The organism is Arthrobacter sp. Soil736 (assembly GCF_001428005.1).
In the GTDB taxonomy this organism is placed as follows: Bacteria; Actinomycetota; Actinomycetes; order Actinomycetales; family Micrococcaceae; genus Arthrobacter.
The window spans coordinates 57,285-80,138 of sequence record NZ_LMSB01000073.1; the positions used below are offsets into that span (position 1 = coordinate 57,285).

At 65.5% G+C, this 22,854-nt stretch carries 28 protein-coding genes and 2 pseudogenes; 15 read left to right on the top strand and 15 right to left on the bottom strand.

The window, feature by feature from the left end; all coding sequences use genetic code 11:
* The first annotated feature begins 128 nt into the window (after window positions 1-128).
* The 4 genes from ASG92_RS25750 (at window position 129) to ASG92_RS25765 (ending at window position 3,613) form a co-directional block, all read left to right on the top strand.
* Window positions 129-560, top strand: a complete 432-nt coding sequence (locus ASG92_RS25750; protein ID WP_056635519.1) for an ester cyclase — start codon at window positions 129-131, stop codon at window positions 558-560.
* Window positions 561-950: 390 nt separating this feature from the next.
* Window positions 951-2,462 (top strand): MFS transporter, encoded by a 1,512-nt coding sequence (locus tag ASG92_RS25755; RefSeq protein ID WP_056635523.1) that lies wholly within the window; start codon window positions 951-953, stop codon window positions 2,460-2,462.
* A gap of 204 nt (window positions 2,463-2,666) precedes the next feature.
* A complete protein-coding gene (locus ASG92_RS25760; RefSeq protein ID WP_056635526.1) occupies window positions 2,667-2,987 on the top strand; it encodes a GYD domain-containing protein in 321 nt (106 codons plus the stop codon).
* 245 nt (window positions 2,988-3,232) lie between these two features.
* On the top strand, window positions 3,233-3,613 hold the full coding sequence (locus ASG92_RS25765) for a VOC family protein (RefSeq protein ID WP_056635529.1): 381 nt from the start codon (window positions 3,233-3,235) through the stop codon (window positions 3,611-3,613).
* A 150-nt stretch (window positions 3,614-3,763) separates the two neighbouring features.
* On the opposite strand, the pseudogene ASG92_RS28790 reads toward ASG92_RS25765, so the two are convergent.
* Together ASG92_RS28790 and ASG92_RS28795 are read right to left on the bottom strand one after the other, a co-directional pair.
* Window positions 3,764-4,009 (bottom strand): annotated as a pseudogene (locus tag ASG92_RS28790) (DUF664 domain-containing protein); the annotation flags it as partial.
* The gene (locus tag ASG92_RS28795; protein WP_056635532.1) at window positions 3,996-4,253 is read right to left on the bottom strand and encodes a PhzF family phenazine biosynthesis protein; all 258 of its coding nucleotides are present in this window, start codon (window positions 4,251-4,253) and stop codon (window positions 3,996-3,998) included. The pseudogene ASG92_RS28790 and the gene ASG92_RS28795, both read right to left, overlap by 14 nt.
* A gap of 91 nt (window positions 4,254-4,344) precedes the next feature.
* Here ASG92_RS28795 and ASG92_RS29405 point away from each other — a divergent pair, with 91 nt between their 5' ends.
* On the top strand, window positions 4,345-4,689 hold the full coding sequence (locus ASG92_RS29405; RefSeq protein ID WP_056635535.1) for a hypothetical protein: 345 nt from the start codon (window positions 4,345-4,347) through the stop codon (window positions 4,687-4,689).
* A gap of 28 nt (window positions 4,690-4,717) precedes the next feature.
* Here ASG92_RS29405 and ASG92_RS25785 read toward each other — a convergent pair whose 3' ends face one another.
* The 3 genes from ASG92_RS25785 to ASG92_RS25795 are packed head-to-tail and all read right to left on the bottom strand — an operon-like array spanning window position 4,718 to window position 6,481.
* Entirely contained in the window at window positions 4,718-5,158 is a 441-nt protein-coding gene (locus ASG92_RS25785; RefSeq protein ID WP_056635538.1) for a VOC family protein, read from the bottom strand.
* 15 nt (window positions 5,159-5,173) lie between these two features.
* Window positions 5,174-5,635, bottom strand: coding sequence for a hypothetical protein (locus ASG92_RS25790; RefSeq protein WP_056635540.1), 462 nt, complete (start codon window positions 5,633-5,635; stop codon window positions 5,174-5,176).
* Between the two features lie 33 nt (window positions 5,636-5,668).
* A complete protein-coding gene (locus ASG92_RS25795; RefSeq protein ID WP_056635544.1) occupies window positions 5,669-6,481 on the bottom strand; it encodes an AraC family transcriptional regulator in 813 nt (270 codons plus the stop codon).
* Window positions 6,482-6,554: 73 nt separating this feature from the next.
* On the opposite strand from ASG92_RS25795, the gene ASG92_RS25800 reads away from it, so the two are divergent.
* Window positions 6,555-7,067, top strand: coding sequence for a VOC family protein (locus ASG92_RS25800; protein WP_056635547.1), 513 nt, complete (start codon window positions 6,555-6,557; stop codon window positions 7,065-7,067).
* 18 nt (window positions 7,068-7,085) lie between these two features.
* Here the strand turns inward: ASG92_RS25800 and ASG92_RS25805 are convergent, their stop codons facing one another.
* From ASG92_RS25805 to ASG92_RS25830, 6 genes are all read right to left on the bottom strand, one after another.
* Entirely contained in the window at window positions 7,086-8,360 is a 1,275-nt protein-coding gene (locus ASG92_RS25805; protein WP_056635550.1) for an MFS transporter, read from the bottom strand.
* Window positions 8,357-8,734, bottom strand: a complete 378-nt coding sequence (locus ASG92_RS25810) for a MarR family transcriptional regulator (protein WP_082579757.1) — start codon at window positions 8,732-8,734, stop codon at window positions 8,357-8,359. The genes ASG92_RS25805 and ASG92_RS25810 overlap by 4 nt, the downstream gene beginning before the upstream one ends.
* Window positions 8,735-8,959: 225 nt before the next feature.
* On the bottom strand, window positions 8,960-10,105 hold the full coding sequence (locus ASG92_RS25815) for an NAD(P)-binding domain-containing protein (RefSeq protein ID WP_056635553.1): 1,146 nt from the start codon (window positions 10,103-10,105) through the stop codon (window positions 8,960-8,962).
* Complete coding sequence (locus ASG92_RS25820; RefSeq protein ID WP_056635556.1) at window positions 10,083-10,406, bottom strand: hypothetical protein; 324 nt, start codon at window positions 10,404-10,406, stop codon at window positions 10,083-10,085. The genes ASG92_RS25815 and ASG92_RS25820 overlap by 23 nt, the downstream gene beginning before the upstream one ends.
* A gap of 107 nt (window positions 10,407-10,513) precedes the next feature.
* Window positions 10,514-12,199, bottom strand: a complete 1,686-nt coding sequence (locus ASG92_RS25825) for a helix-turn-helix transcriptional regulator (protein WP_056635559.1) — start codon at window positions 12,197-12,199, stop codon at window positions 10,514-10,516.
* 158 nt (window positions 12,200-12,357) lie between these two features.
* Window positions 12,358-13,152, bottom strand: a complete 795-nt coding sequence (locus ASG92_RS25830; protein WP_056635562.1) for an alpha/beta hydrolase — start codon at window positions 13,150-13,152, stop codon at window positions 12,358-12,360.
* Window positions 13,153-13,290: 138 nt separating this feature from the next.
* Here ASG92_RS25830 and ASG92_RS28805 point away from each other — a divergent pair, with 138 nt between their 5' ends.
* From ASG92_RS28805 to ASG92_RS28810, 3 genes are all read left to right on the top strand, one after another.
* On the top strand, window positions 13,291-13,878 hold the full coding sequence (locus tag ASG92_RS28805) for a hypothetical protein (RefSeq protein ID WP_162256366.1): 588 nt from the start codon (window positions 13,291-13,293) through the stop codon (window positions 13,876-13,878).
* A gap of 93 nt (window positions 13,879-13,971) precedes the next feature.
* On the top strand, window positions 13,972-14,193 hold the full coding sequence (locus ASG92_RS25840) for a hypothetical protein (RefSeq protein ID WP_056635568.1): 222 nt from the start codon (window positions 13,972-13,974) through the stop codon (window positions 14,191-14,193).
* 3 nt (window positions 14,194-14,196) lie between these two features.
* Complete coding sequence (locus ASG92_RS28810; protein WP_157372494.1) at window positions 14,197-14,451, top strand: hypothetical protein; 255 nt, start codon at window positions 14,197-14,199, stop codon at window positions 14,449-14,451.
* A gap of 206 nt (window positions 14,452-14,657) precedes the next feature.
* Here ASG92_RS28810 and ASG92_RS25845 read toward each other — a convergent pair whose 3' ends face one another.
* Window positions 14,658-15,416, bottom strand: coding sequence for an IclR family transcriptional regulator (locus tag ASG92_RS25845; RefSeq protein WP_056635571.1), 759 nt, complete (start codon window positions 15,414-15,416; stop codon window positions 14,658-14,660).
* A 158-nt stretch (window positions 15,417-15,574) separates the two neighbouring features.
* On the opposite strand from ASG92_RS25845, the gene ASG92_RS25850 reads away from it, so the two are divergent.
* From ASG92_RS25850 to dhaL (ASG92_RS25875), 6 genes are all read left to right on the top strand, one after another.
* Window positions 15,575-16,330: an MIP/aquaporin family protein gene (locus ASG92_RS25850; RefSeq protein WP_056635574.1), complete on the top strand. Its 756-nt coding sequence runs from the start codon at window positions 15,575-15,577 to the stop codon at window positions 16,328-16,330.
* Window positions 16,327-17,319 carry a dihydroxyacetone kinase subunit DhaK gene (gene dhaK, locus ASG92_RS25855; RefSeq protein WP_056635578.1) on the top strand — a complete coding sequence of 331 codons (993 nt, stop codon included), beginning with the start codon at window positions 16,327-16,329 and terminating at the stop codon, window positions 17,317-17,319. Before ASG92_RS25850 ends, dhaK begins: the two co-directional genes overlap by 4 nt.
* Before the next feature lies 1 nt (window position 17,320).
* Window positions 17,321-17,971: a dihydroxyacetone kinase subunit DhaL gene (dhaL, locus tag ASG92_RS25860; protein WP_056635580.1), complete on the top strand. Its 651-nt coding sequence runs from the start codon at window positions 17,321-17,323 to the stop codon at window positions 17,969-17,971.
* Window positions 17,968-18,687, top strand: a complete 720-nt coding sequence (locus tag ASG92_RS25865; RefSeq protein ID WP_056635583.1) for an HPr family phosphocarrier protein — start codon at window positions 17,968-17,970, stop codon at window positions 18,685-18,687. The genes dhaL (ASG92_RS25860) and ASG92_RS25865 overlap by 4 nt, the downstream gene beginning before the upstream one ends.
* Window positions 18,688-18,748: 61 nt before the next feature.
* Window positions 18,749-19,756 (top strand): dihydroxyacetone kinase subunit DhaK, encoded by a 1,008-nt coding sequence (locus ASG92_RS25870; RefSeq protein WP_056635586.1) that lies wholly within the window; start codon window positions 18,749-18,751, stop codon window positions 19,754-19,756.
* Window positions 19,757-19,782: 26 nt separating this feature from the next.
* On the top strand, window positions 19,783-20,448 hold the full coding sequence (dhaL, locus tag ASG92_RS25875; RefSeq protein ID WP_056635587.1) for a dihydroxyacetone kinase subunit DhaL: 666 nt from the start codon (window positions 19,783-19,785) through the stop codon (window positions 20,446-20,448).
* A 153-nt stretch (window positions 20,449-20,601) separates the two neighbouring features.
* Here dhaL (ASG92_RS25875) and ASG92_RS25880 read toward each other — a convergent pair whose 3' ends face one another.
* The 3 genes and pseudogenes from ASG92_RS25880 to ASG92_RS25890 all read right to left on the bottom strand — a co-directional run bounded on the left by ASG92_RS25880 (window position 20,602) and on the right by ASG92_RS25890 (window position 22,572).
* The gene (locus tag ASG92_RS25880) at window positions 20,602-20,853 is read right to left on the bottom strand and encodes a hypothetical protein (protein WP_056635590.1); all 252 of its coding nucleotides are present in this window, start codon (window positions 20,851-20,853) and stop codon (window positions 20,602-20,604) included.
* A gap of 145 nt (window positions 20,854-20,998) precedes the next feature.
* A pseudogene (locus ASG92_RS25885) lies at window positions 20,999-21,727 on the bottom strand (DEAD/DEAH box helicase); the annotation flags it as partial.
* Between the two features lie 287 nt (window positions 21,728-22,014).
* Window positions 22,015-22,572, bottom strand: coding sequence for a DUF4190 domain-containing protein (locus ASG92_RS25890; protein ID WP_157372495.1), 558 nt, complete (start codon window positions 22,570-22,572; stop codon window positions 22,015-22,017).
* Between the last annotated feature and the right edge of the window lie 282 nt (window positions 22,573-22,854).

Genomic DNA, 22,854 nt, shown 5'->3' on the forward strand with positions numbered 1-22,854 from the left:
TTCGTGGTGGCGCTGCTGTGGCGGGAGCGGAAGGCAGGGTAGGGGACCGGTTTGCGCGCGGGCATTGACCGCCGCGCCGGAAGGCCTACCATGGGCCGCACCAGTACATTTCAAGGAGGAGATGTGTGATGTCACGCGCTGAAGTAGAGCAGCTTGATGACCGCGGAATGGCGGCCTGGGACCAGCATGATGCGGCGGCGTTCACCGCCCTGCTGGCAGATGAATTTACGTTTTCGGATGTGATGGCGCCTGAGCCGTTCCGCAGCCGGGAGCAGGTGCAGGCGTACATGGAAGGGTGGTTTACGGCGTTTCCGGACATGCGCGTCAAGACCACCAGCCGGGTAGTCACCGAGGATCAGGTGGCGGCGGAAGTGGAGTTCACCGGCACCAACACGGGGCCGTTGCGGATGGGAAGCCAGGAGGTCCCGGCCACCGGCAAGTCGGTCACCGGCACCGGTACATACTTTGCATCCATCGAGGACGGAAAGTTTGTCTCCTTCCGCGCCTATCCGGACGTGGCCGGCATGATGGCGCAACTGGAGCTGATGCCGGGGGCATGAATTGGGGCCGCGTTGGCGGCTTGGAGTCCGGTCCGGGCGCTGGCCAGTCGGTGTTGGTTACCTGACTGGCTGGTGCCGGTGGCCGCTGCCCTGCCCAATTCCATTGCCGTGCCAGTGCTGCAGTGGGAAAATGACCGGAGTTGCACCCATAGAGCCCGAACGGCCGGCGGGACAGGACTGATCACAGGGTCCTTCAAAGACATTCCCACTGGCGGACATCTCGGGCTCTTCTCGACAACCCGGAACATTGCCGGGCACCGGGCTCGGCCATAACGCTGAGACCAAAGCCAACGACGGCGCCAGTTGGGGATGACGCACGACCTCCACGGGAGGAATGAAGATGCCGCAGAGCCAGTGCCGCAGGAAAGTCGACGCGGGAGCGCCGCAGCTATGACCGTACAGCCGAAAAGCCGCCGCCTCCGCGTCTCCGACGTCAACGTCGTTGACCATCCCACGCTGAAGAAAGCGCTCGGCGGGACCATCGTGGGCAACACGATGGAATGGTACGACGTCGGTGTGTTCGGGTACCTGATCACCACCATGGGTCCGGTGTTCCTGCCCGAAGCAGACAAAGCCGTGCAGAACCTGTTCCTGCTGGGCACCTTCGGAGCCACGTTCATCGCCCGCCCGCTGGGCGGCGTCTTCTTCGGCTGGCTTGGCGACAAGATTGGCCGCCAGAAGGTGCTGGCCATGACCCTGATGCTCATGGCTGCGGCGACGTTCGCCGTCGGCCTGCTGCCGGGCTACTCGGTGCTGGGCATCTGGGCCGCGGTGCTGCTGGTGGTCACGAAGCTGGTGCAGGGCTTTTCCACCGGCGGCGAGTACTCCGGAGCCACCACGTTCGTCTGTGAGCATTCGCCGGACAGGCGCCGCGGCTTCTTCGCCAGCTTCCTGGACATGGGCAGCTACCTGGGCTTTGCCATTGGTGCGGCGCTGGTTTCCGTCCTTCAGCTGACCATGGGCCAGGACCAGATGGAGGCGTGGGGCTGGCGAATTCCGTTCCTGGTCGCCGGTCCGCTCGGCATCATCGCCATCTATTTCCGGTTGAAGATTGAGGAGTCACCGGTGTTCCAGGCAACCCTGGAAGCGGAAGAGGAATCGGCCAGGCACCCCGAGACAGGTGAGGTGCTCGGTGCCATGGGCCCGGTGGGGATCTTCAGGGCCTACTGGCACAGGATCGTGCTGGCCATGATCCTCGTGGCGGCTGCCAACACGGTGGGCTACGCCCTCACGTCCTACATGCCCACGTACCTGACCAGCAACAAGGGATATGACGAGATCCATGGGACGCTGCTGACCATCCCCGTCCTGGTGGTCATGTCCCTGTGTATCCCGCTCACCGGGCATCTTTCGGACAGGATCGGGCGCCGTCCGGTGCTCTGGATCGGAGCCGTCAGCACCGTGGTGCTGTCGATCCCGGCGTTCCTTCTGATCGCGCTGGGAAATATTCCGGCCACGCTCACCGGCCTCGCCCTGGTCGCATTTCCCGTCACGTTCTACGTGGCCAACCTCGCCTCGGCGCTGCCGGCGCTGTTCCCCACAGCCCATCGCTACGGGGCCATGGGCATCGCCTACAACTTCGCCGTCGCCATCTTCGGCGGCACCACGCCGTTCATCATTGCCTCCCTCATTCAGGCGACGGGCAACGACATGATGCCCGCCTACTACCTGATGGCCACCTCGGCGATCGCCGCCGTCACCATTTACTTCCTGCCGGAATCCGCCCGGCGGCACCTGCCCGGGTCAATGCCCAGCGTGGACTCGGAGGAAGCGGCCCGCGAACTGGTGGCGACGCAGGACGAGAACCCCCTGCTGGACATGGACACGCTGCCGTTCGACAGCAGCTACGAGGCCGCGAGGGCGGCGCACGTGGGACATCAGAGAAGGCCGGGGGAGAGCTGACGAGGGAGCGCGCCCAGGCGGGGACGAACGGGTACAGCAGGCCTCCCGTCCGCGGAGTTTTGCAGCAGCCGTTGTCAGTCCGCGGAAGTGGGCCTAGGCTGTGCGCACGGCCCCACCCCGGGGACCGCTCCAGGACCCTCCGTCACGGGTGTCAGGCACACCCCCGGGTGCCCGCGTCCTGGACATCACGGAACAGGAAAGACCATGACCAAGTATCTGTTTGAAGCGAATTACGTGGGCGAGGGAATCAAAGGACTCATGCGCGAAGGCGGCACCAAGCGACGTGACGCGGTGGTGGACGCCCTCAATTCCGTAGGAGGATCGCTTGAAAGCTTCTACTACGCCTTCGGGGACACCGACGTCCTGGGCGTCTTTGATATCCCGGACCAGGCCGGCGCCGCGGCCCTTTCGCTGATGATCAATTCGACCGGCAACGTGAACGTGCGTCTGAAGCCGCTCATGACGCCGGAAGACATCGACGAAGCGGCCAAAAAGACACCGGCATACCGCGCCCCCGGGCAGTAGCGCGAGGGCGGCTACCGGCCGCCGCGCACTATTTCCGTAGCCATGAATCGGTTCCATAATGGCCCCATAAGCTTCGGGGACCCTCGCGCCGATGATGGCAGGCGGGGCGTAGCAGAGTCCCAGGTGGCCGCCCCGGTAATTGGCGGAACTGGCGGCCACGCGGCCACGGGACAGAGACGTTCCGGAACCGCCACCGGGGGAGAGCCTCGCCATCAACGAGACAACAACGCACAAAGGAAATCATCATGCTCACGGATTCAGACATCATGGCTGTCCTGCCCGCGAAGGACATCAACAGGGCGAAGGATTTCTACCGGGACAAGCTGGGACTGGAACCTTCCGAGCCCGGGGCGGAGGACAACCTGATCTACAGTGGCGGCCACGGAACGGGTTTCCTCCTTTATCAGACTGAGAATGCGGGGACGGCGAAGAACACCCAGATGGGTTGGAGCACGGACAACCTCGAACGCGAGATGGAGGAACTGCGGGGCCGCGGCATCGTCTTTGAAGAGTACGACCAGCCTGGGTTGAAGACGGAGAACGGCGTTGCCACGGACGAGTGGGGGAAGGCCGCCTGGTTCCTGGACAGCGAAGGGAACATTCTCAACATCTTCCAGCGCGCATAACAACTGACGCCCGGGCGGAGCAATGCGGCGAGCGCCACAGGAAGCTGGGGCCGCGGCGTTCATGCTGAAAGAACGACGCCGGCGCTCGCCGCCGCGGTCCCCTCGCCGGCCGGGACGGGCGCCAGCGTCGTTAGGTTATGCAGCGTGTAGTCAGCCGTTGAGGATCTGCTCGCGCAGGATGTCTGCGTGTCCGCAGTGCTGGGCGAGTTCGCGCAGCATGTGAAGGTACACCCAGCGCAGCGGGAGCGGACCTCTTCGGTTGCCGTGAACCAGATCGTCCAGCCCCAGGGACGACGCCGTGCGGCGGGATGCCTCGCACGCCTCGCGGTGTGCCCGCTGGACGCTGGCGATGGAATCGCCGTCGTCGAGGATGAGCGATTCGTCAGGCGTGGCAGGGGGGCATGGCCGCAAAAGGCACCTCGGCAATCGGGGAGAAGTACCGGACACGGTTTCGGCGGAAGTCTCCGTCAACCGTCGCCTCGGTGACAAAGACCGTTTCCGCATATCCGATGTCGGCCGCGATGGCCTGCATCCGGGCGTCGTCGAGGCGGGTTGCGTCCAGGACTACTCCCGCCGGATTTCCGCCGTCGTGGGTGGTGGTAAAGGCGGCATAACGCAGTACTTCCGTGGTCGGTTCCATTCCGACATCGTCGCACAGCGTCCGGCATGGCCAGCCTGGTCAGCCCGGTCCGGGGTTGTTCCCCGGTGTCCGGGGGCGGGACGATGATTCCATGCTTCCTGAGGAGCGTTTCAACGCGCTGGTCGACGAATTCAGAGCCAGCCCAGGGGTCGCGGTTCCGGGTGAACCGGGACGCCGAGGGTTCGGATCGTCCGCATTGAAGGTCAACGGCTCGATTTTCGCGATGATCGCCGGAGGCAGGCTTGTTGTGAAGCTGCCACGTGATCGCGTCACCGCACTGATCGGGTCCGGGGCCGGTGCACCGTTCGACGCCGGCAAGGGCAGTGCGATGAAGGAGTGGCTCACCGTCACGACGGATGATGAGGGGTCATGGCTTGCCCTGGCCCGTGAAGCCCTGAACTTCGTGGGGTCTGCGCACCGTTCCAGCCGTGGATAACCCGGCTGACCCCAGCTGCCGACAGCGGTCAGCCGATCCGCTCGGCCAGGGACACGATGATTCCCTCCGGACCGCGCACGTAGGCCATGCGCCAGATGTGCTCGTACTGACCGATGTCGCCTACAAGCCCGTAGCCGTCCGCGGCCAGCCCGTCGACGGCCGCTTGGAGGTCGTCGACCTCGAAGGCCACGTTGCGCAGCCCCAGCTCGTTGGCCATCGCGGTGGGCGATCCGGGCTGGTGGTCGGGCCGGACGAAGCTCGAGAGCTCCAGCCGGGTACCTCCGTCGGGCGGCCGCAGCATGACGATCTCGGTGCGGGAGTCGGGGATGCCGATGACCGTGTCGAGGAACTCGCCCTCCACGAACATCCTGCCCTCGACCTCGAGACCCAGCCCGACGAAGAACGCCGTCACCGCGTTAAGGTCCGCAACGGTGATACCGACATGGTCGAAACGTCGTACATGTGTCATGGGGCCATCCTCCGGTCAGTACTCGCCCTTGATCACGAAGTAGGAGCCGCGAATAACGCCCGCCAGCTTCGATTTTTGGCGGGCGAACTTGAAGCGCGGCGCCAATTCCTCCGGAATTTCCATGCCGTCGGCGAGTTTGAACCCGACCGCTCGCTTCCCGCCGTCGATGCTGTACATGACGTTGATCGACAGCCCCGACTCGTAGAAAACGTACGCCATCCGCAAACCGTCGACTTCGAAGGCGGTCGCTTCTAGCGGCCGGGACTCGATGACGATGTCACGCTCGTCCCGGAGGATCCGGCTCACCCGGTCGACCACCTCTGGAACCCCGCTTGCAGGGCTCACTGTGAAGGCGTGGTCGTATTTGTTCCGGTAATAGCGAGCCTCGTTGGCGCGCAACCCGGCGAGGGCCTCGGCGACCGGAGACGATTCCAAGCCGACAGTAGAAACGTTCTTGAAGTCAACGATGTGCGGCATGCGCCCTCCTGGTCAGGCGTGTTGGGACCAATGCTAACGCGACGACGTGCTCCCGGCTTGGTCCTGGACGACGGATCGCCGGTACGTGCTTGGCGTGAATCCCAGGGTCTTTTGGAAGTCGTTCGTCAGATGGGCATGATCGGTGTAGCCGAGTTCGGCGGCTATCGTCGCGAGGTCCGCCGCCGGGTCGGTCCGTGACCGGTCAGCGGCCTCCTGCAGGCGGCGCCTTCGGATGAGCGCGGACGGGCTCAGGCCGATGTACTTCCTCGCCACCCGTTGAAGGGTTCTCGGCGAAACAAACAGGCGCGCGGCAACGTCTTCAACGCGGGTCACGTCGGTGCATGTTCCGACCATATCCATCATCGCGTTGGCAAGAAGCCCCTCCTCGGACACCTCTGGGCTCTCCAATACCAGCCAGTCAGTGAAAGCCTCCACCGCGCGTTGCCGGCGTTCCAGTGGATCGGTTCCGCTCATCGCCGCCGACACGGAGGCCTGCAGATCCGCGAGCGGTAGTGGCAGCTGGGCATCCCGCAGGCTCCCCGGATTATCCGTGAAACGCGGAACCAGCGCGGGACGCAGGAGGGCCCCCACCGCCCAGCCCCGGCCCGTGAGGTTGCGGTGTGACCGGCGGGTTGTTGGGCCTGAGAACTCAACGAGATCCTTCTGGACCACAAGGTTGGACGCCGGGAACGCGATCAGCTGCTGGCGTGACGTGTGCCCCGGCTCGACGTCCCATTCGGGGATCCAAAACCACTGCACCAGGTCCGTGACGGACTCAGGTGCGGGCACGCGGTGAAACGTGGGAAGCCGGGCCGGGTAGAGGATTCCCTTGAACGAATCCACCATCGGAGGCCACTCCTTATCCAGGCTGTCGCAATTCTCCAAGCCGCGGGACGGACCGCTGCGTACCGTGAGATTTATGACTGATACTACAAGCACCGAACTGACCGCTGCCGCCGACGGCAAGCACACAACATCCGGCATCCCGCACGGCTTCACGAGCCTCACGCCGTTCCTTGCGATCACCCCTGCCAAGGAGGCGATCACCTTCTACCAGGACGTTTTCGGCGCGCGCACCGTGAATGTCACCGAGATCGGCGGAATCGTCGTCCACGCTGAACTTGACTTCGGTCAGGGGCGGCTCCAAATTGGTGAGCCCAACCCCGACTATCACCTCGTCCCGGCGCCGAACGGCGACGATGATTGCTACTCCGTCGGCTTGTACTGCGCCGATGCGGACGCTCTGGTTGCGCGCACCGAGCGGTCAGGGGCTACCGTTCGGGAGCCGCTGTCCACCTTTGTGTCAGGAGACCGATACGCCAGCATCCGGGACCCCTACGGTGTGCGCTGGTCCATCATGACCCGCGTCGAGGACCTCTCCGAAGAGGAAAGCACGCAGCGAGTCGCCGACTGGGCCTCCAAGCAAGGCTGAACCCACGCATCTCACGGACTAGGATTCCGAGACCCTCATGCCGCGGGCTCGTTTACCGGGGAATGCGGTCCGAAGCTGTGCCCGGAACGTCAGCGGGCTGCGCCGGGTGACCGCGATTACCGCGAGCAGGCCGGTTAGCAGCACGATGATGCCGCCGGCGGCCACCGACCAGCGCGCGCCGAATTCCGTGCCGATCCACCCCATGAGCGGCGCCCCAACGGCAGTGCCGCCCTGGAGGACGGCCAGGTAGAGGGCCAGCACTCGCCCCCGGAACTGCGGCTCCACGGAGAGCTGAATGCTGGTGTTGCAACTGTTCAGGAAGGTGATGGAGGCGAGGCCCACCGGGATCAGCACTACGGCGTAGAGCCAGAACGACGGCGACACGCTGCCTACCAGCGTGAAGAACCCGAGTGCGAGGGCCCCGCCGAGCAGGAAACGCAGCCGGGGGCCGGAACGGCGGGCCGCGAGCAGGGCGCCGGCCAAGGTCCCGACGGCCATGATGGAGCCCAGAAGCCCGAATTCACCCGGTCCCATTCCGAACTCCGCGGTGGACATCAGCGCGTTGGTGATGGGGAAATTCATGCCGAACGCGCCAAGGACCCCCACCATGACCAGTACGAGCACCAGATCCGGCCGGCGCCGCACATAGCGCAGCCCCTCGGCCACCTGGTGCTTGCCGCGGACGGCCAGCGTGGCCGGGGCCAACTCGGAGGTACGGATCCGGAACAGCGAGATGATGACGGCGGCGAAGCTGGCTGCATTGAGCAGGAAGACCGGTCCCGTGCCCACCCATGCAATCAGGACACCGGCGATGGCAGGACCGGTGAGCCTGGCGGTGTTGAAGGACGCGGAGTTCAGTGCCACCGCATTAGCCACTTTGTCCTGGCCCACCAGTTCGGAGACGAAAGCCTGGCGGGCCGGCGCGTCAATGGCGCTGGCCAGTCCAAGGCACAAGGCAGCCAGGTAGGCGTGCCACAGCTGGGCGGTGCCCGTCACCACCAGAAGCCCGATGGCCAGCCCGCACACACCCATCGCCAACTGAGTCCACAGCAGGATCACACGTTTGCGGTGCCGGTCCGCGAGCACACCGCCGTAGGGGCCAAGCAGCAGCATCGGCAGGAACTGAAGGCCTGTAGTGATGCCGAGGGCGGTGCCGGAATGGTCGGTGAGCACGGTCAGTACCAGCCAGTCCTGTGCCACCCGCTGCATCCACGTGCCGACATTGGAGACGAGTGCCCCTCCGGCCCACATACGGTAGTTGGGGTTCTCCAGTGCCTGGAACATGGCGCTCATTTGGCGCTCAGCTGCTGCATGATGTGGGCGGCGCGGCTCAGGATCTGGCGGTCCTCGACGCTAAGGCCGGCGACGCGTTGGGCCAGCCAGGCCGTCCGCTGCCCGCGCGCCTCGGTCAGGACGGCCACGCCCGCCGGAGTGATTCCCACCTGGACCTGTCGGCCGTCCAGCGGATGGGCTGTCCGGGTTACAAAACCTTGCGCTGTTAGGGCGTTGACGATCCGGGTCATGGACGGTGCCTGCACGTGCTCGCGTTCTGCCAGTTCACGCAGGGTCTGCGGGCCGCTGCCGTGCAGTTGGGCGAGAACCGTGTACTGGCCGGGCGTGATGACGTCACCGGTCGCTTCCACGCGGAGCCGGCGGGAGGTGCGCATCACCGCTGTCCGAAGGTCGATGGCCAGAGTATCCGGTTTGATGCTGTCCCTGGGCTCCCGGTCCGTTGCTGTCACTGTGCGTTGCGCCTCCCGCGAATTTACTTAGCAGTGCTAATTAGCTCTGCTAACCATTATGCTCCGGTGCGGGTGCACGCGGCAAGTGGGGGCCGAGCGACGGGTTGAGTTAGGCGGTGCCGACCAGGGACGCGGACGTGTCCACGTCCGTTATGCCGCCAGCCCGCTCAGGATCTCCGCTTCGTCCTGCGGAGCCCGGGTGGCGGCCAGCCGCTTCGCCAGGTACTTGGCGTCCCGGCACACGCCGGGGAGGGTTTCCGATGCTGCCGCGAAGATGAGATCCTTCCCCAGCAGGTACAGGCCCGGCAGCGCAGCCACGATCCCGCGGTGCTGCTGCTCCCGCCAGTTCGCGGGCAGCGCCGGGATGTCCAGCCATGGGTAGGCCTCGGTGAAGCCGGTGCACCAGATGACGTTTGCCACCGGAAGGCTCTGACCGTCGTCGAGTATTACTTCGCCGTCCTGAACTCCGGCGACCCGCGGCACCAGGTGGACGCCGGCGGCGCGGAGGTCCGCGAGCTTGGTGCGGATCAGCGGCGTAGCCATGGCAGCCATCTTGGGCAGCACCTTGCGCCCGACCGGCGTGTTGGTGTTCAGCACGTGCAGCCCGGCGAAGCGGACCACCGGGATAAAGAACCGGGCCGCGGTCCGGCCGTGCCGGAACGGGATCTCGGCACTCGGCTTGCCGGCCAGCCAGGTTTCATGCGTGCGGCTGGTCTCCAGGGCGATCTCCGCCCCGGAGTTGCCCACCCCCACCACCAGGACCGGGCCGGGCTTGAGCTGGGCCGGGTTCTTGTAGCTGTGGGAGTGGAGCTGTACGACGCCGGACGGCAGTTCCGCCGCAAAGCCCGGCGTCTTGGGCAGGTGGCAGGCGCCGGTGGCGAGGACGACGTTCGCCGCCGTCCAGCGGCGCGCCCCGGCCGTGACATGGAACCGCTGCCCGTCGTGGCTCACCCTGGTGACGGTCGTGTTGGGCCGGACCGGCAGGTGGAACCGGGAGGCATAGTCCTCCAGATAGTCCGCCTGCTCGTCCTTGGTGGGGAAGGCGAGACGGTCGCCGGGGAAGGGCCGGCCGGGCAGGCCGTCGTACTTGGCCGGGGTGAACAGGCGCAGCGAGTCCCAGCGGCTCCGCCACGCCTCACCAACGCGTGAGCCGGCGTCGAGAATGACAAAGTTCCGGTGCTGCTGCGCCAGGTAGTAGCCCAGCGCCAGGCCGGACTGTCCGGCTCCGATGATGACGGTGTCGACGGCGGCAGTGCCGACGGCGCCGCCGGTGTCAGTTGCTGGGGTGGTGTTCATGGTGGTGCCTCCTTGGTGATGCATGTGCAGTTGGGTGGTTATGAACGCTCCGGAAGCGCAGGTACCAGATGAGCAGCAGTGCGGAGGCCACGACGTAGAAGCAGTGCAGCAGCCAGATCGGCCCCAGCGGGAGGCTGAAGACGTAAACGGAGTGCACTGTGTTGGCGGCGTTGCTCAGCGCGAGGTAGCCGAGGCTGTACGAGTCAAGATCCCTTGTGCGTAGGGCCTTGAGCAGCATGGGCAGGTAGCTCACCGCGAAGAGGACGGTGGAAACCATTCCTGCGAGCACTGAAACGTTCATGCCATTAACGCTATTTTTCGTCGCGGCGCGGCGAATCGGGCGAATCACCCATTTCCGGGGCGAAATCCGGCGGGCGGGGAATGGGTAATTTTATGCAGGGAGGGAGGTCAGACGAGTCCGTGCCGGTAGGCGTAGGCCGTGGCCGCGGCTCGGGAGGTCAGGCCCAACTTGGTGAAGATATTGCTCAGGTGCCGGGCCACCGTTTTCTCGCTGATGAACAGCTCGGCGGCGATGTCCCGGTTGCTCAGTCCGGCGGAGACGAGCTGGATCACCTCGGTTTCGCGGGCGGTGAGCGGCCCGGCGTCGGCGGCGTGACCGAAGTCGTTCCCGGAGGTTGGCAGCGGGGCTGTCCGGGCGTCCGGCGCAACGGACACCGATTGCTCAAGCGCTGATAACTCAAGCCCCGACAGCGCCGGCGCGGCGCCCAGCTCGGAAAATACTGCCCGGGCCGCCGCACGCTCCAGCCGGGCGGATTCCTCATCGCCGAGCGCGGCGCACAGGCTGGCCAGGAGGGCGCGGCAGCGGGCCGCTTCGAACGGTGCGTCGAGGCTGAGCCAGCGGGACCACGCGCGGCGAACCAGGACCAGGGCAGCCTGGGGGTCGCCTTCGTGGAACAGGACAGAGGCCTCGGACTGCTCGGCGAGGGCGTGCAGCAGGGGCATGTCGATCGAGGCGCAGAGCGAAGCCAGCTCCTCCATGGCGGCCCGCGCTGCCCGTGCATCGCCTGCTGCCAGTTCGATCTCCACCCGGGCGGCGAGCATCCGGCGCCGGTAGTCGGGGGCGGCACCGTCCATGGCCTGCCGGAGCAGGGACTGGGCCTGGTCCGGCTTGCCTTGGGCCAGGCGCAGGAGCGCCAGCCCGGGGTGCGGCGGGAATCCGGTCTCCTGAGCGTGCAGGTAGGCGGCCTCGGCGGCGTCAAAGTCGCCGCGGAGCCGGTGGATTTCGCCCTGTTCGTAGAAGCCGCCGTAGGTGGCCATGCGGTCGCCGCGCAAGGCGAGGTCCTGCGCGGTTTTGGCCGCGTCGATCGCCTCCGTCCAGGCGCCGTGCAGCCGGTACAGCTCGGCCCTGTGCATCTGGCACTGGCCGCTGAAGGCCACCAGGTTCTGTTGCGCGACGCACCACCGGTCCAGCGCCCGTGTCCACTCGTGGGCGCGGTGCAGGTCGAAGGCCAGATGGCAGGTTTCGATCACTGCGCAGTAGATGATCCCGGCGGGGACCGGCGAGATTTCCCCGACCGTGACGGCCACCATGGCTTCGTCGAGCAGGGCCAGGCCGTCGTCGAGCTGGCCCAGCATGATCTTTGCCTGCCCGAGGCCCAGCGTGCCCAGGGCCGCCGTGTCAGCGTCGCCACGTTCCCGCCCGAGGTCAGCCGCCCGGGTGAAGGCTTCCGCGGCGGCGGCGCCGTCGCCCTGGTAGAGGGCGCCCAGCCCGGCAGGGACGAACAGCAGGCCCTCGACGGGGCAGGGCTCGGGCAGGTCCTCGACGATCCGGTGGGCGCGGCCGAGCCAGCCGGTGCTGCGGGCCGGTTCGCCCAGCAGGATGAGATTCATCCCGGTCCAGAAGGCGCAGCGGGCGGCGGCGGGGTAGTCGCCGTCGGCGAGGTACTTCAGGTGCGCCCGGGCCAGGATGTCCACTCCCTCGGAGGCCCGGCCGGTGAGGATGACGGAGGTGGCCAGCTGTTCCAGATCGCTGGCCGGCAGTTCGGCGTCGTGGTCGGCAGCGGTGTACTGCCCGACGGCGTCCGGCCAGCGCCGTTCGGCGTAGGCTTCCCGGCCGTGTTCGAGTGTAGACATCGCGCCTCCCCGTTCCCGGTGGCGGGTCTGAGCCTGTGGGCGCTGCCGGGGCCGGCACTCTCGGAACCGGTGGTGGGTGGCGCGGCCCGTCATCTGCTTTTCAGGCTACCGCCGGGGTTGAGAGGGCGGCAAGGTGCGGGGCCCCTCCGTCACGGGTGTCAGGCACACGACGTGAGGAACGCCGCCGCGTCCTCGGCGACCCGCTCCGGACACTCCCACAGGACCAGGTGCGCCACGTCGGGGTACACCTTCAGCACCGCGCCGGGGATCCGGGCGGCCAGGGTTTCCTGGTCGCCGCGTGGCAGCAGGTTGTCCTTGGCGCCCCAGAGGATCAGCGTGGGGGCATGGATGGTTCCCGATTCCGCGGGCGGCGTGGCCTCGCACAGGCCGTTGAGGATGCCTTTCCACGCGCGGGCGGGCATCCTGAGGCCGTCGCGTACGCGGTCCGCGAGGAACCAGGCGGGAACCTGGTGCAGCATGGGAAACCAGGTCAGGGACTCCCGGACCCAGTCCGCGTCGAGCGGGTCGGTCAGGCCGTCCACTTCGTCGGCGAAGGCGGGCCGGCTCTGCAGACTCAGGGGAGAGCCCACCAGCACCAGGGCCGCAACCCGCTCGGGGTGCGTCGTTGCCAGCTGCTGGGCGACGTAACCGCCGCTGGAGGAGCCGACGACGAACGCCCGCGGCACGTTGAGGGCTTCCAGGATCGCCGCGGCGTCGTCGGCCTGTTCCGCCAGGGAATAGCCGTCCTCCGGTTTGTCCGCCTCGCCCTGCCCGCGGAGGTCGGGGGCGTAGACCCTGAGGCCGGTCAGCAGGGGAATCAGGCGGTCAAAGCTTCCGCGGGATTCGCCCCACGCATGCAGCAGCAATACCGGCTTCGCACCGGCGTCGCCCTGGACCTGGCACGGCACCGTGATGCCGGTGCGGAGCCTGAGATCCCGGACTTCGGATTCCATAGCCTCAGGGTACGCCGCGTCAGGACCGCCGGGCGGCGGTGCGTTGCCAACGCGGTATTCTTCCTTGGTTTGATCGCCGTTGTTCTTGCCATCATCGCTCTGGTTATCACACTTCGGGGACGCTCAACGATGCGGGGGATGGCCGTAGCCTCGCTGATTGTTGGCGTTCTTTCGCTTGTCGGAGTGCTTTCCACCCAAGCCTTCTACGCCTCTGTACTGGATGGTGTCTCGGATGCGGTCAGCGGATCCAACGAGAATGGATCTAACACCGGCGGAACGTCAGCGTCGAAGTCATCGTCCGGATCAAATACCACAGTGGCCCCGACTCCTAGCGCGATCGCTGGCTCAGCAAGCCAGCCGCTGGCTGTCGGCACGGCTGCCGCTGTGGGGAATGAATACCGGGTCGCCGTTACTTCGGTGAAGTTGGACGCCAATGCCGAAGTGCTGGCTGCCAATCAGTTCAATGACGCGCCAACGGGTCAATACGTTCTCGTGCAGTTGAGCGTTACTTACGTCGGAGCCAAAGAGGGCAACCCTTGGATCGACTTATCGGAGACCTTCGTTGGCACAGATGCCAGACAGTACGACGCATCCGACTGCGGTGCTGTCGTTGACCAAGGGGTCATGGACGTTCCCACCTTGGAGAAGGGTGGCAAGGCCTTCTATCAGCTCTGCATGGACGTGCCGACGGCCGCCATTGAAGGCGGCAAGATTTTCATCGAGTAGACCATCTCTTTCAACGACAAGTCACGCATCTACTGGGCGATTCGTTAGGCCAAAGGCTGGGCAGCAAGGTCCACCCATGAATCCCGCCACCCGATGCCTCTGGCCTCCGCCCAGCTCCGCGACGCGATCAACTCAGCAAACCCGGCACGGGCAGCACTCACAGCGATCGTGGCCTTCCACGGACTGAGATCCGGTCAACTACGCAAGCTGCAACTGACCGACATCCACGACGGACGCCTGCATCTGGACCAGCGCACCATCCCGCTGGCCCAACCGGTCCGGGGCCGGCTTTCCCATCTGGCTGGCCTACGGTGAACAGTGCTGGCCGTCGACGAGGAACCCCCACATCTTCATAAGCAGGCGCACCGCCCTGGACAGGGCCCTGTCGGCGTCCAGTGGATCACCACCTCGATGGGGATGACCGCCCAGGAAGCCCGCGAGGACCGGATCCTGCACGAACTGCATGCCACCGGCGGCGACCTCCGCCGAATCTGCGACATGTTCGGCCTGAGCATCACCGGAGCGAGCCGCCACTCCGCCGTCCTGGCCCACACAGGCCTCCAAAACGCCTAACGCCACCCACCCAAATATGCTGGCGCGCCCAACCGCTTCACGATCTCCCGAGGTCAGAACATGTGGTGAAGGAAGTAGTCTCCACGGAATGTCCGAAGTCGCCTGCACGACTTCCACTGCCTATTGCCGATCTCGGGAAGTCCTGGGCAGCGGTCGTCGCAGTGAGACATCCTGGCAACGCGTCCCAACACTGGTTGGCGCAAGGTCTAGCGGGCACCTTGGGAGGACCAGACGGAAGCTCCGAGTTCCCGTGAAATTGTCCAAGCGGCGTCGCGGAGTTCGCGGACAGTGGCCTCGCTTGCCGGCCACTCGCTCGCGGAGAGCACTACCGACAACACGGCGATGACGGTCCCGCTTTCATCGTAGACGGGGGTCGCGATTGAAGCCTCGCCAATCACCGCTTCCTCGTATTCCAACCCGAGCGCGTTCTTGCGCACTTCCTCAAGCTGGGATCGGAGGACGGCAGGGTTGGTAATCGTTTCGCCGGTGAATTCGGCCAGCGGCTTGCTAAGCACGTCATTTTCGAGCTCGGGGTTGTAGGCGAGCAGCACTTTTCCGAGAGCAGAGGCGTGGGCGGGCAGGTTGAGTCCTGTTTCCGGCATTTGCTCGGTGCCGTCGGGGCGGCGGTCGTGATGAATGATCAAAACCTCGCCCAGAAGGTTCACACCCAGTCGCGTCGCGTAACCGGTCCGTCGAGACAACTCGTGCATCCACCGCATCGCGCGAGCCCGGACGTCAAGCGTGTCCAGGTAGACGCTCGAAAGTTTCAGCAGCGCGGGCCCGAGCATGTAGCGGTTTCCGGAGCTTTCCTGGGCGACCAGCCCGTGTGCCTGCAGTGACTTCACGAGTCCATGGACGGTGGAAGGCGGAAGCTCCAACGCGGCGGCCAGTTCGGAGATTCCAAGGCGCCTGGCGCCCTGGAGGAGCCCGAGGATCTTGGCCGCGCGGTCAATCGACTGGATCACGGACCCACTCTCCCATCGTCGATTGGCTTCTCATTCCTCCGAGTCAATTTAGCCCCTTGACAGTCGGGAACGCTAATTCGATAATAACGAATACAAGTCGACAATGTCGAATCGGACTCGTCGTCTAATCACCCACCGTTCAAAGGAGAACTTTCGTTATGGACGAAAACCGCATGTGGCAGCGGCTAGCTGCCGAGTTCCTGGGGACCGCGTTCCTCGTATTCGTGGGCGTAGGATCCGTCCCCGCCCTCGCTATGGCGCGAGGCAATGAGCCGTTTACCGGTTCGGAGCTGGGCTTCATCTCGCTGTCGTTTGGTGCAGTCGTCATTGGCACCGTCTACGTTTTTGGCTATATCTCCGGAAACCACATCAATCCCGCAGTGACCGTGGCGCTTGCAGCAACAGGGAAGTTCCCGTGGCGCGACGTCCCGGGATACCTCGGAGCCCAGGTACTGGGTGCTGTTGCAGGTTCCTTCGCGATCATCGCAGTGCTCGGTCAGCACGCCAGCGAGCTGGGCCTCGGAGTGGCCGCCTATGGTGACATCCCCGTCTGGCAGGCATTCACCGCTGAATTCATCGGCACTTTCCTGCTGGTCTTCACAGTGTTCGGCGTGATCCACCGCAAGGCCGCACCGGGCTTTGCCGGGATCGTCATCGGGTTCATCGTGTTCGCCGCAATCATCCCCGTCGCACCGGTCACCGGAGCCTCGATCAACCCCGCCAGGACCACCGGGCCGATGCTCGTACAGTCCCTGATGGGCGGAACCGTGGCCTGGGAACAATGGCCCGTTTACGTGATCGCCGAACTTGCCGCGGGCGTCGCCGCGGGACTGCTGTTCGGTCTCATCTCACGCACCCAGGCTGACCGCACCTCCCTCACCGAGGCGCTGACCGAGCAGGAAACCCGGGCATGAACAAGCTGATCAACTCCCCGCAGACCCTGCTGGCAGACGCCCTGCGAGGCTTCGCCGCAGCCCACGGACAACTGTCAGTGGACTTCGAGAACCGCATCGTTTTCAGTGCCGCACCAAGGGAGGGCCGCGTCGCGCTGGTCTCCGGAGGCGGCTCGGGCCACGAACCGCTGCACAGCGGGTTCGTCGGCGCTGGAATGCTGGACGCCGCGTGCGCAGGTGAGATCTTTACGTCGCCGACGCCAGACCAGATTCTGGCCGCCGCTATCCGGGTGGACACCGGGGCGGGCGTGCTCTTCGTCGTCAAGAATTACACCGGCGACCTGCTCAATTTTGAAATGGCCGCCGAGCTCGCCCGGGAACAGGGTATCGAGGTCGCCTCGGTCGTCGTCGCCGACGACGTCGCAGTAGAGGACTCCACCTGGACAGCGGGCCGACGCGGTGTCGGCACCACGCTGATACTGGAAAAGGTTGCCGGCGCCGCCGCGGCCCGCGGCTGGTCCCTTGAGAAGGTACATGTGCTCGCCAAACGGATCGCCGACGCGGGACGTTCCATGGGGGCGGCGCTCACGAGCTGCACTGTTCCTGCCGTAGGTAAGCCCAGCTTCGATCTCCCCGAGGACGAAATGGAACTCGGCGTCGGCATCCACGGCGAGCCAGGACGTAAGCGCGTACCCGTGATGTCGGCCGCGGAACTGTCCCACGCGTTGGTCGAGTCGATCACCACCGACTATGACTTCAGCGGCAAACCGGTCATCGCCCTGCTGACCGGCCTGGGAGGAACCCCGCTGATCGAGCTCTATGCAATGTTCGCCGAGGTCTCCGAGCGGCTCAACGAGCGCAACATCACGGTGGCCCGATCCTTGGTCGGAAACTATGTCTCCAGCCTCGACATGGCGGGTTGTTCCCTGACTCTGGTCGGTGCAGACGACGAAATTCTCGACCTCTGGGACGCGCCGGTGAACACCCCGACCCTGCGTTGGAAGGATTGACATGCCGGAAACACTCACGATCGATGCGATCCAGCAGTGGCTGCACCGCTTCGCGTCGGAGATCACGACGCAGGCAGACTGGTTGACCGAGCTGGACTCGGCGATCGGCGACGCCGACCACGGGACCAACATGGTTCGCGGCACAGCCGCGGTGGTCGCCAAGCTCGATGTCAGGTCGACAAGCACCGTACAGGAACTGCTCAAGGCCGTCGGCATGACCCTGGTGTCCACCGTCGGTGGGGCCAGCGGCTCCCTGTACGGCACCTTCTTCCTTGAAATGGGCCGAAACAGCCCTTCGAGCGTGCAATTGGACGCATCGGAACTGGAGAACGCACTGCGTGCCGGCGTGAACGGCGTCATCGCCCGCGGCCACGCGGCAGTTGGCGACAAGACCATGATTGACGCCCTCGAACCGGCCGTCACGGTCCTGTCCCGGTCCCTGGCTGACGGCCGGCAACTGCATGGCTCCATTGCGGCCGCCGCCGCTGCGGCGACGACCGGCCGGGACTCGACCGAACCGCTCGTCGCACGCAAAGGCCGGGCGTCCTACCTTGGTGACCGCAGCGCCGGACACATCGACCCAGGAGCCGCGTCAGCGACCATCCTGGTTGCCGCGCTGGCCGCAAGCGTCGATGAAGGAAACGCACGATGATCGGCATCGTACTCGTCTCACATAGTGAAGCGCTGGCAAACGCTGCGATGGAACTCGCCCTGCAAATGGTTCACGGCACGCAACCTCCCATCCGGATCGCCGCCGGCGCCGCCGGAGGATTCGGAACCGACGCAACAGCAATCGCGTCCGCCATCGATGACCTCGTCACCACGGACGGCGTGCTCGTCATCACCGACCTGGGATCAGCGATCCTCAGCGCATCCTTGGCCTTGGAGATCCGCGCCAGCACCCACCAGGTGGTGATCAGCGACGGCCCCTTCGTCGAAGCAACGATGGCGGCCGTGGTCGGCGCCGCCGCAGGCAGTTCGCTGGCCGACATCACCGCTGAAGCGAGTAACGCCCTCAGCGCCAAGAAGACGCAGACCGTCACAGCCCCGGACGCTTCAGCTGGGGACGACACCGCCGCCGGGAGCCCAGCCGCCAGCGCGGAGGAACGCCTGATCAATCCGATGGGCCTCCACGCCCGCCCGGCATCGCTGCTGGTACTGACCGCCGGGGAGTTCAGTGCCGACGTCGAACTGACCAACACCACCGCAGGGCGCGGGCCGGTCAACGCATGCAGCGTGATCGGTCTGCTGTCCCTCGCCGCAAGCAGGAACGACCGGATCCGCATCGACGCCAACGGCCCCGACGCCTCCCAGGCCGTGAACGCCGTAAAGCAACTCGTCCTTCAAGGCTTCGGCGAACTTTCCTAGCCCTCCCCGTCCCCTTTTCGTCTCTCATTCCACTGCCCTAACAAGAACCGGAGTACTTTCCATGCCTACAGCCGTGCGCCGACACATCATCAACAACCCTCACCGCGTCATCGACGAAGCCCTGGACGGATTCGCCCTGACCTATCCGGAGCTGGTGACGTTCAAAAACGAACACAACCTCATTTCCCGCAGAATCCTGACACCCGGCAAGGTCGGCCTTGTTTCAGGCGGAGGCTCCGGCCACGAGCCGCTGCACGCCGGATTCGTCGGCAGCGGAATGCTCGACGTCGCCGTATGCGGCGCAGTGTTTGCCAGCCCCACTGCAGACCAGGTGCACGCAGGCACCAAACTCGCCAACACCGGCGCAGGCGTCGTGCAGATCGTGAAGAACTACACCGGCGACGTCCTCAACTTCCAGATCGCCGCGTCACTGGCCGATGACGACGGCGTCCCTGTCGAGCAGGTACTCGTTGACGACGACCTCGCCTCCGACAACGGCAACGACGGTCCCGGACGCCGCGGCACCGCCGCGGTCGTCACCGTCGAAAAGGTATGCGGCGCCCTCGCCGAGCGGGGCGCCGACGTATCCATCATCGCCGCCCGCGGCCGCGACGTCGTCGCCCGTTCCCGCAGCCTGGCGATCGCCCTGGACGCAGCCGCACATCCCGGAGAGTCCGCTGCGGCATTTGAGCTCGAACCCCACCAGGTCGAATTCGGGGTGGGCATCCACGGCGAACGCGGCACCGGCCGCATCGCCTACGCACCCGCCGATGACCTGGTCGAACAGCTCGTCACGCCATTGGTCTCCAACCTGGAGGTCAAGCGCGGCCAGTCGGTAATCGCCATCGTGAACGGCCTCGGCGGCGCCTACCCGCTCGAGCTCTCCATCGCAGCCCGCCACGTGCACAACCTTCTGAACTGTCGTGGCATCAGCGTCGCGCGCTCCCTCGCCGGCACGTACGTCTCTTCCCTGAACATGCACGGCCTCTCCGTGACCCTGACCGTCGCCGACGACGAACTGATCAGCCTGTGGGACGACACCGTTCGCACACCAGCCCTCACTTGGTAACAACACAACAAACCGAAGGAAACACCATGACCAACCTCATCAACGGCACCGCTGCACTGACGTGGATCACCTCGTTCAGCGAACGATTCGACTCGACTCAGGCCTACCTGACAGAGCTGGACCGGCTCGCCGGTGATGGCGACTTCGGCGTCAACATCGCCTCCGCCCTGGACCGCACACGAGCAGGTCTGCCGACCGCCACGGAAGCGACCTTCACCACTGTGTTCCAAGCCGCAAGCCGTGGCTTCATGGCCACCGGAGGCACCAGCGGACCGCTGTTCGGGATGTGGTTCCGCGACATCGCCAAAGGTTCCAAGAATGACGCAGCAGCCGTCACTGACATCGCCCAAGGCATCGCGGCGGGGCTGTCGACCATCCAGAAACTCGGCGGTGCCCGGGTCGGTGACAACACGATGATCGACGCGCTCCAACCGGCATCCGTTGCTCTCACCGCGGCCGCCGAGCGCGGCAGCACGCTGGGCGGCGCACTCCTGGAAGCAGCCCTGGCTGCCCGGGCCGGCGCTGAGTCCACCGCCGACCTCATCGCCGCCCGCGGCAGGGCCACCTACGTGGGCGAACTCGCGCGGGGGGTGCTCGATCCCGGCGCGGTGACCATCGCTTTGTTCTTTGAGGCCGGCGCGGACACTGTCGGCGCCGGCAAGGCCTGGCAACCGCTGGGCGCCTCGGCCTAGTGGGGTTGACGGCGATCACGCTGCCCGTTGAAGGTTCGGAACCGGACCGGCAGCAGCACCCCCAGCCAACATCACGGTGATGCTGCGCGCGGAATGTGCCACGAACCACGAGCAGCTAGCATCGGGCTGGCAGCTTTAGGAGACATACCCTAGCTAGGGGTGCTCCGCGTTCTGCCGGCGGATTTCTTCGCGGGTCCGTCGCCCGCGACGCAGCGCTCCGGACGGGACGCCCGGCCATTTCTTGCCGGCGTTGTGCTTGCCCTGCAGGCGCCTGACCTCGCGCATGGTTGCTGCCACGATGAGGTCCGACACGGAGGCGTACCCCTCCGGGGCGCCGCCGGCCAGGAACGCCGCGCGGACCTGGCCCGCCTCATCTTCCGTTGATCCTGCCGGCCGGGTTCGCATCCTTGCCGAACCACGGGTCGTCGTCGGCGTACTCCCGGTCGCTGATGGTGAACTCGTCCACCGGATGGGCACCCCCATTTACCGCACTTTCTGGCCTTGGGTTCGCGCTGGAAGACGCTTCACTTTTAGTGAACCCACGGGGGACGGCGGCGTACAGCAGGCCGGAACCCTTGAGCCCGGCCACCTGCTCCGTCACGGCGCGGCGCTTGTCCCGGTCGGTGAGGTGGCGGACCACGTCCAGCCGGATGTTGGGCCGGTCGAAGCCGCGCACCAGCACCAGCGGGTCCTTCATGCGCAGGCGCTGCTGGATTTCGTCGCGGACCGGGGGAGAGGCAGTGGCGGTGAGGCCGACCACGGGCGGGTTGCCCAGCTGCCCGCGGACCTCGCCCAGGCGCAGATAGTCGGGGCGGAAGTCGTGGCCCCAGGAGGAGACGCAGTGAGCCTCGTCCACCACGAACAGCGAGATGTCCAGGGCAGCGAGCCGTTCCACGGTTTCGGTCCGGGCCAGCTGCTCGGGGGCCAGGAAGACGAAGACGGCGTCGCCGCGCTCGGCGGCTTGCCAGGCGTCGTTCACCTCGGAGTCGCTGCGGCCGGAGTTGATGGCGACGGCGGCGTCCCCGCCGAGGTCCTCCAGCAGGCCGTCCAGCTGGTCCTCCTGCAGGGCGATCAGCGGGGAAACGACGACGGCGGGACCGCGCCTTGCCCTGCCCGGCCCGTCTGGGCTCTGGGCTGCTTTGACCTGGTGCTGGTTTCCGTGCAGGTACAGCGCGGCCACCTGGTAGATGGCTGACTTGCCGTAGCCGGTGGGCATCACGGCGAGGACGTCCCGGCCGGCGACGAGAGCGCGCATCCCGGCGAACTGGCCGGCGCGCAGATGGGGGAGCCCTAGGGTGCCAGCCGCGAGCTGGCGGAGGCCGGCGTCGGGGTCGTCGGGAACCGTTTCACCGGCGGTGGGTCAGTGGGGAATGCGGGGGTAGGCGCCTCGGTCATGATGACAGCTCCGTGGGTGGGATCCGATGGCCGGGTGTCTTCAGCCGAGGGTCCCAGCATAGCGCTGGCCGGCAGCACCCAAGAAAGCTCCCGGCGCCCGGTGGCACCGTCAGACGTGAAGGGCTGGTACGGGTAAAGAACTGAGTGCCCGGTACCAGCCCTTCAACGACTCTACTTCTGCCAGGTGCTTCCCGAGCAGTAAGCGTGGGCACCGGTGCCCTTGCCCGTGTTCTTCCCTGCGCTCTTGCCGTCGATCAGGATCTCGCAAGTGACAGCGGCGGAAGCGTCGGAGTAGCTCCCGGTGACAGTGAGGCTCGTGATACTGAATTCCTTCGAGGTGATGGACTTCTTCCATTTAGCCGTGATGTCTTCCGTGGAGGTTCCGCCCGGTGTCCAGTACGAAATGTGTGCCGGACCTGACGTAGTGACGACATACTCCACGGTGTGCTCGGCATTGATGCTTTCGTCAATGGACTTTGCAGCGACGCTCACGCCGGCGGTCACCAGCCCGGCGACGATGAGGCTGACGACGCCGAGGATGAATCCAGTGACTGCCATTCCCTTTTTCCGATTCTTGAGGAAGAGGGCGATGATGCCGAGGATGATGGCGACCGGCCCGAGGAAAAAGGCAATCATTCCTACCAGCGGAATGATGCTGAATACTGCGGCGACGATGCCCACGACTAGAGCCGCGACTCCCAGACCGTTCTTGCGCTTATCCTCGACCAATTTGACATGATGAATCTTTGGCTGATTGGCGGCCGGAATTGTTTGGTTCTCTGACACTATTTCCCCTTTTCAATGCGTTCTATTCAATGCGTTCTGATTCGGTAGAGCCCGGTTGACTGATGCAGATACGCCATTGTTGATCGCTACGGCCCTTGAGTTCATGACCTGCCTTCAAGAGGAGAATCATCGTGGAGAGCTTGTTGTAGCAAAAAAATTATGTCTCTAATTCCGCTTACCTAACCGAGTTTGCGGAAATCCTCAGGGAATACTGCGGGAAGGCTC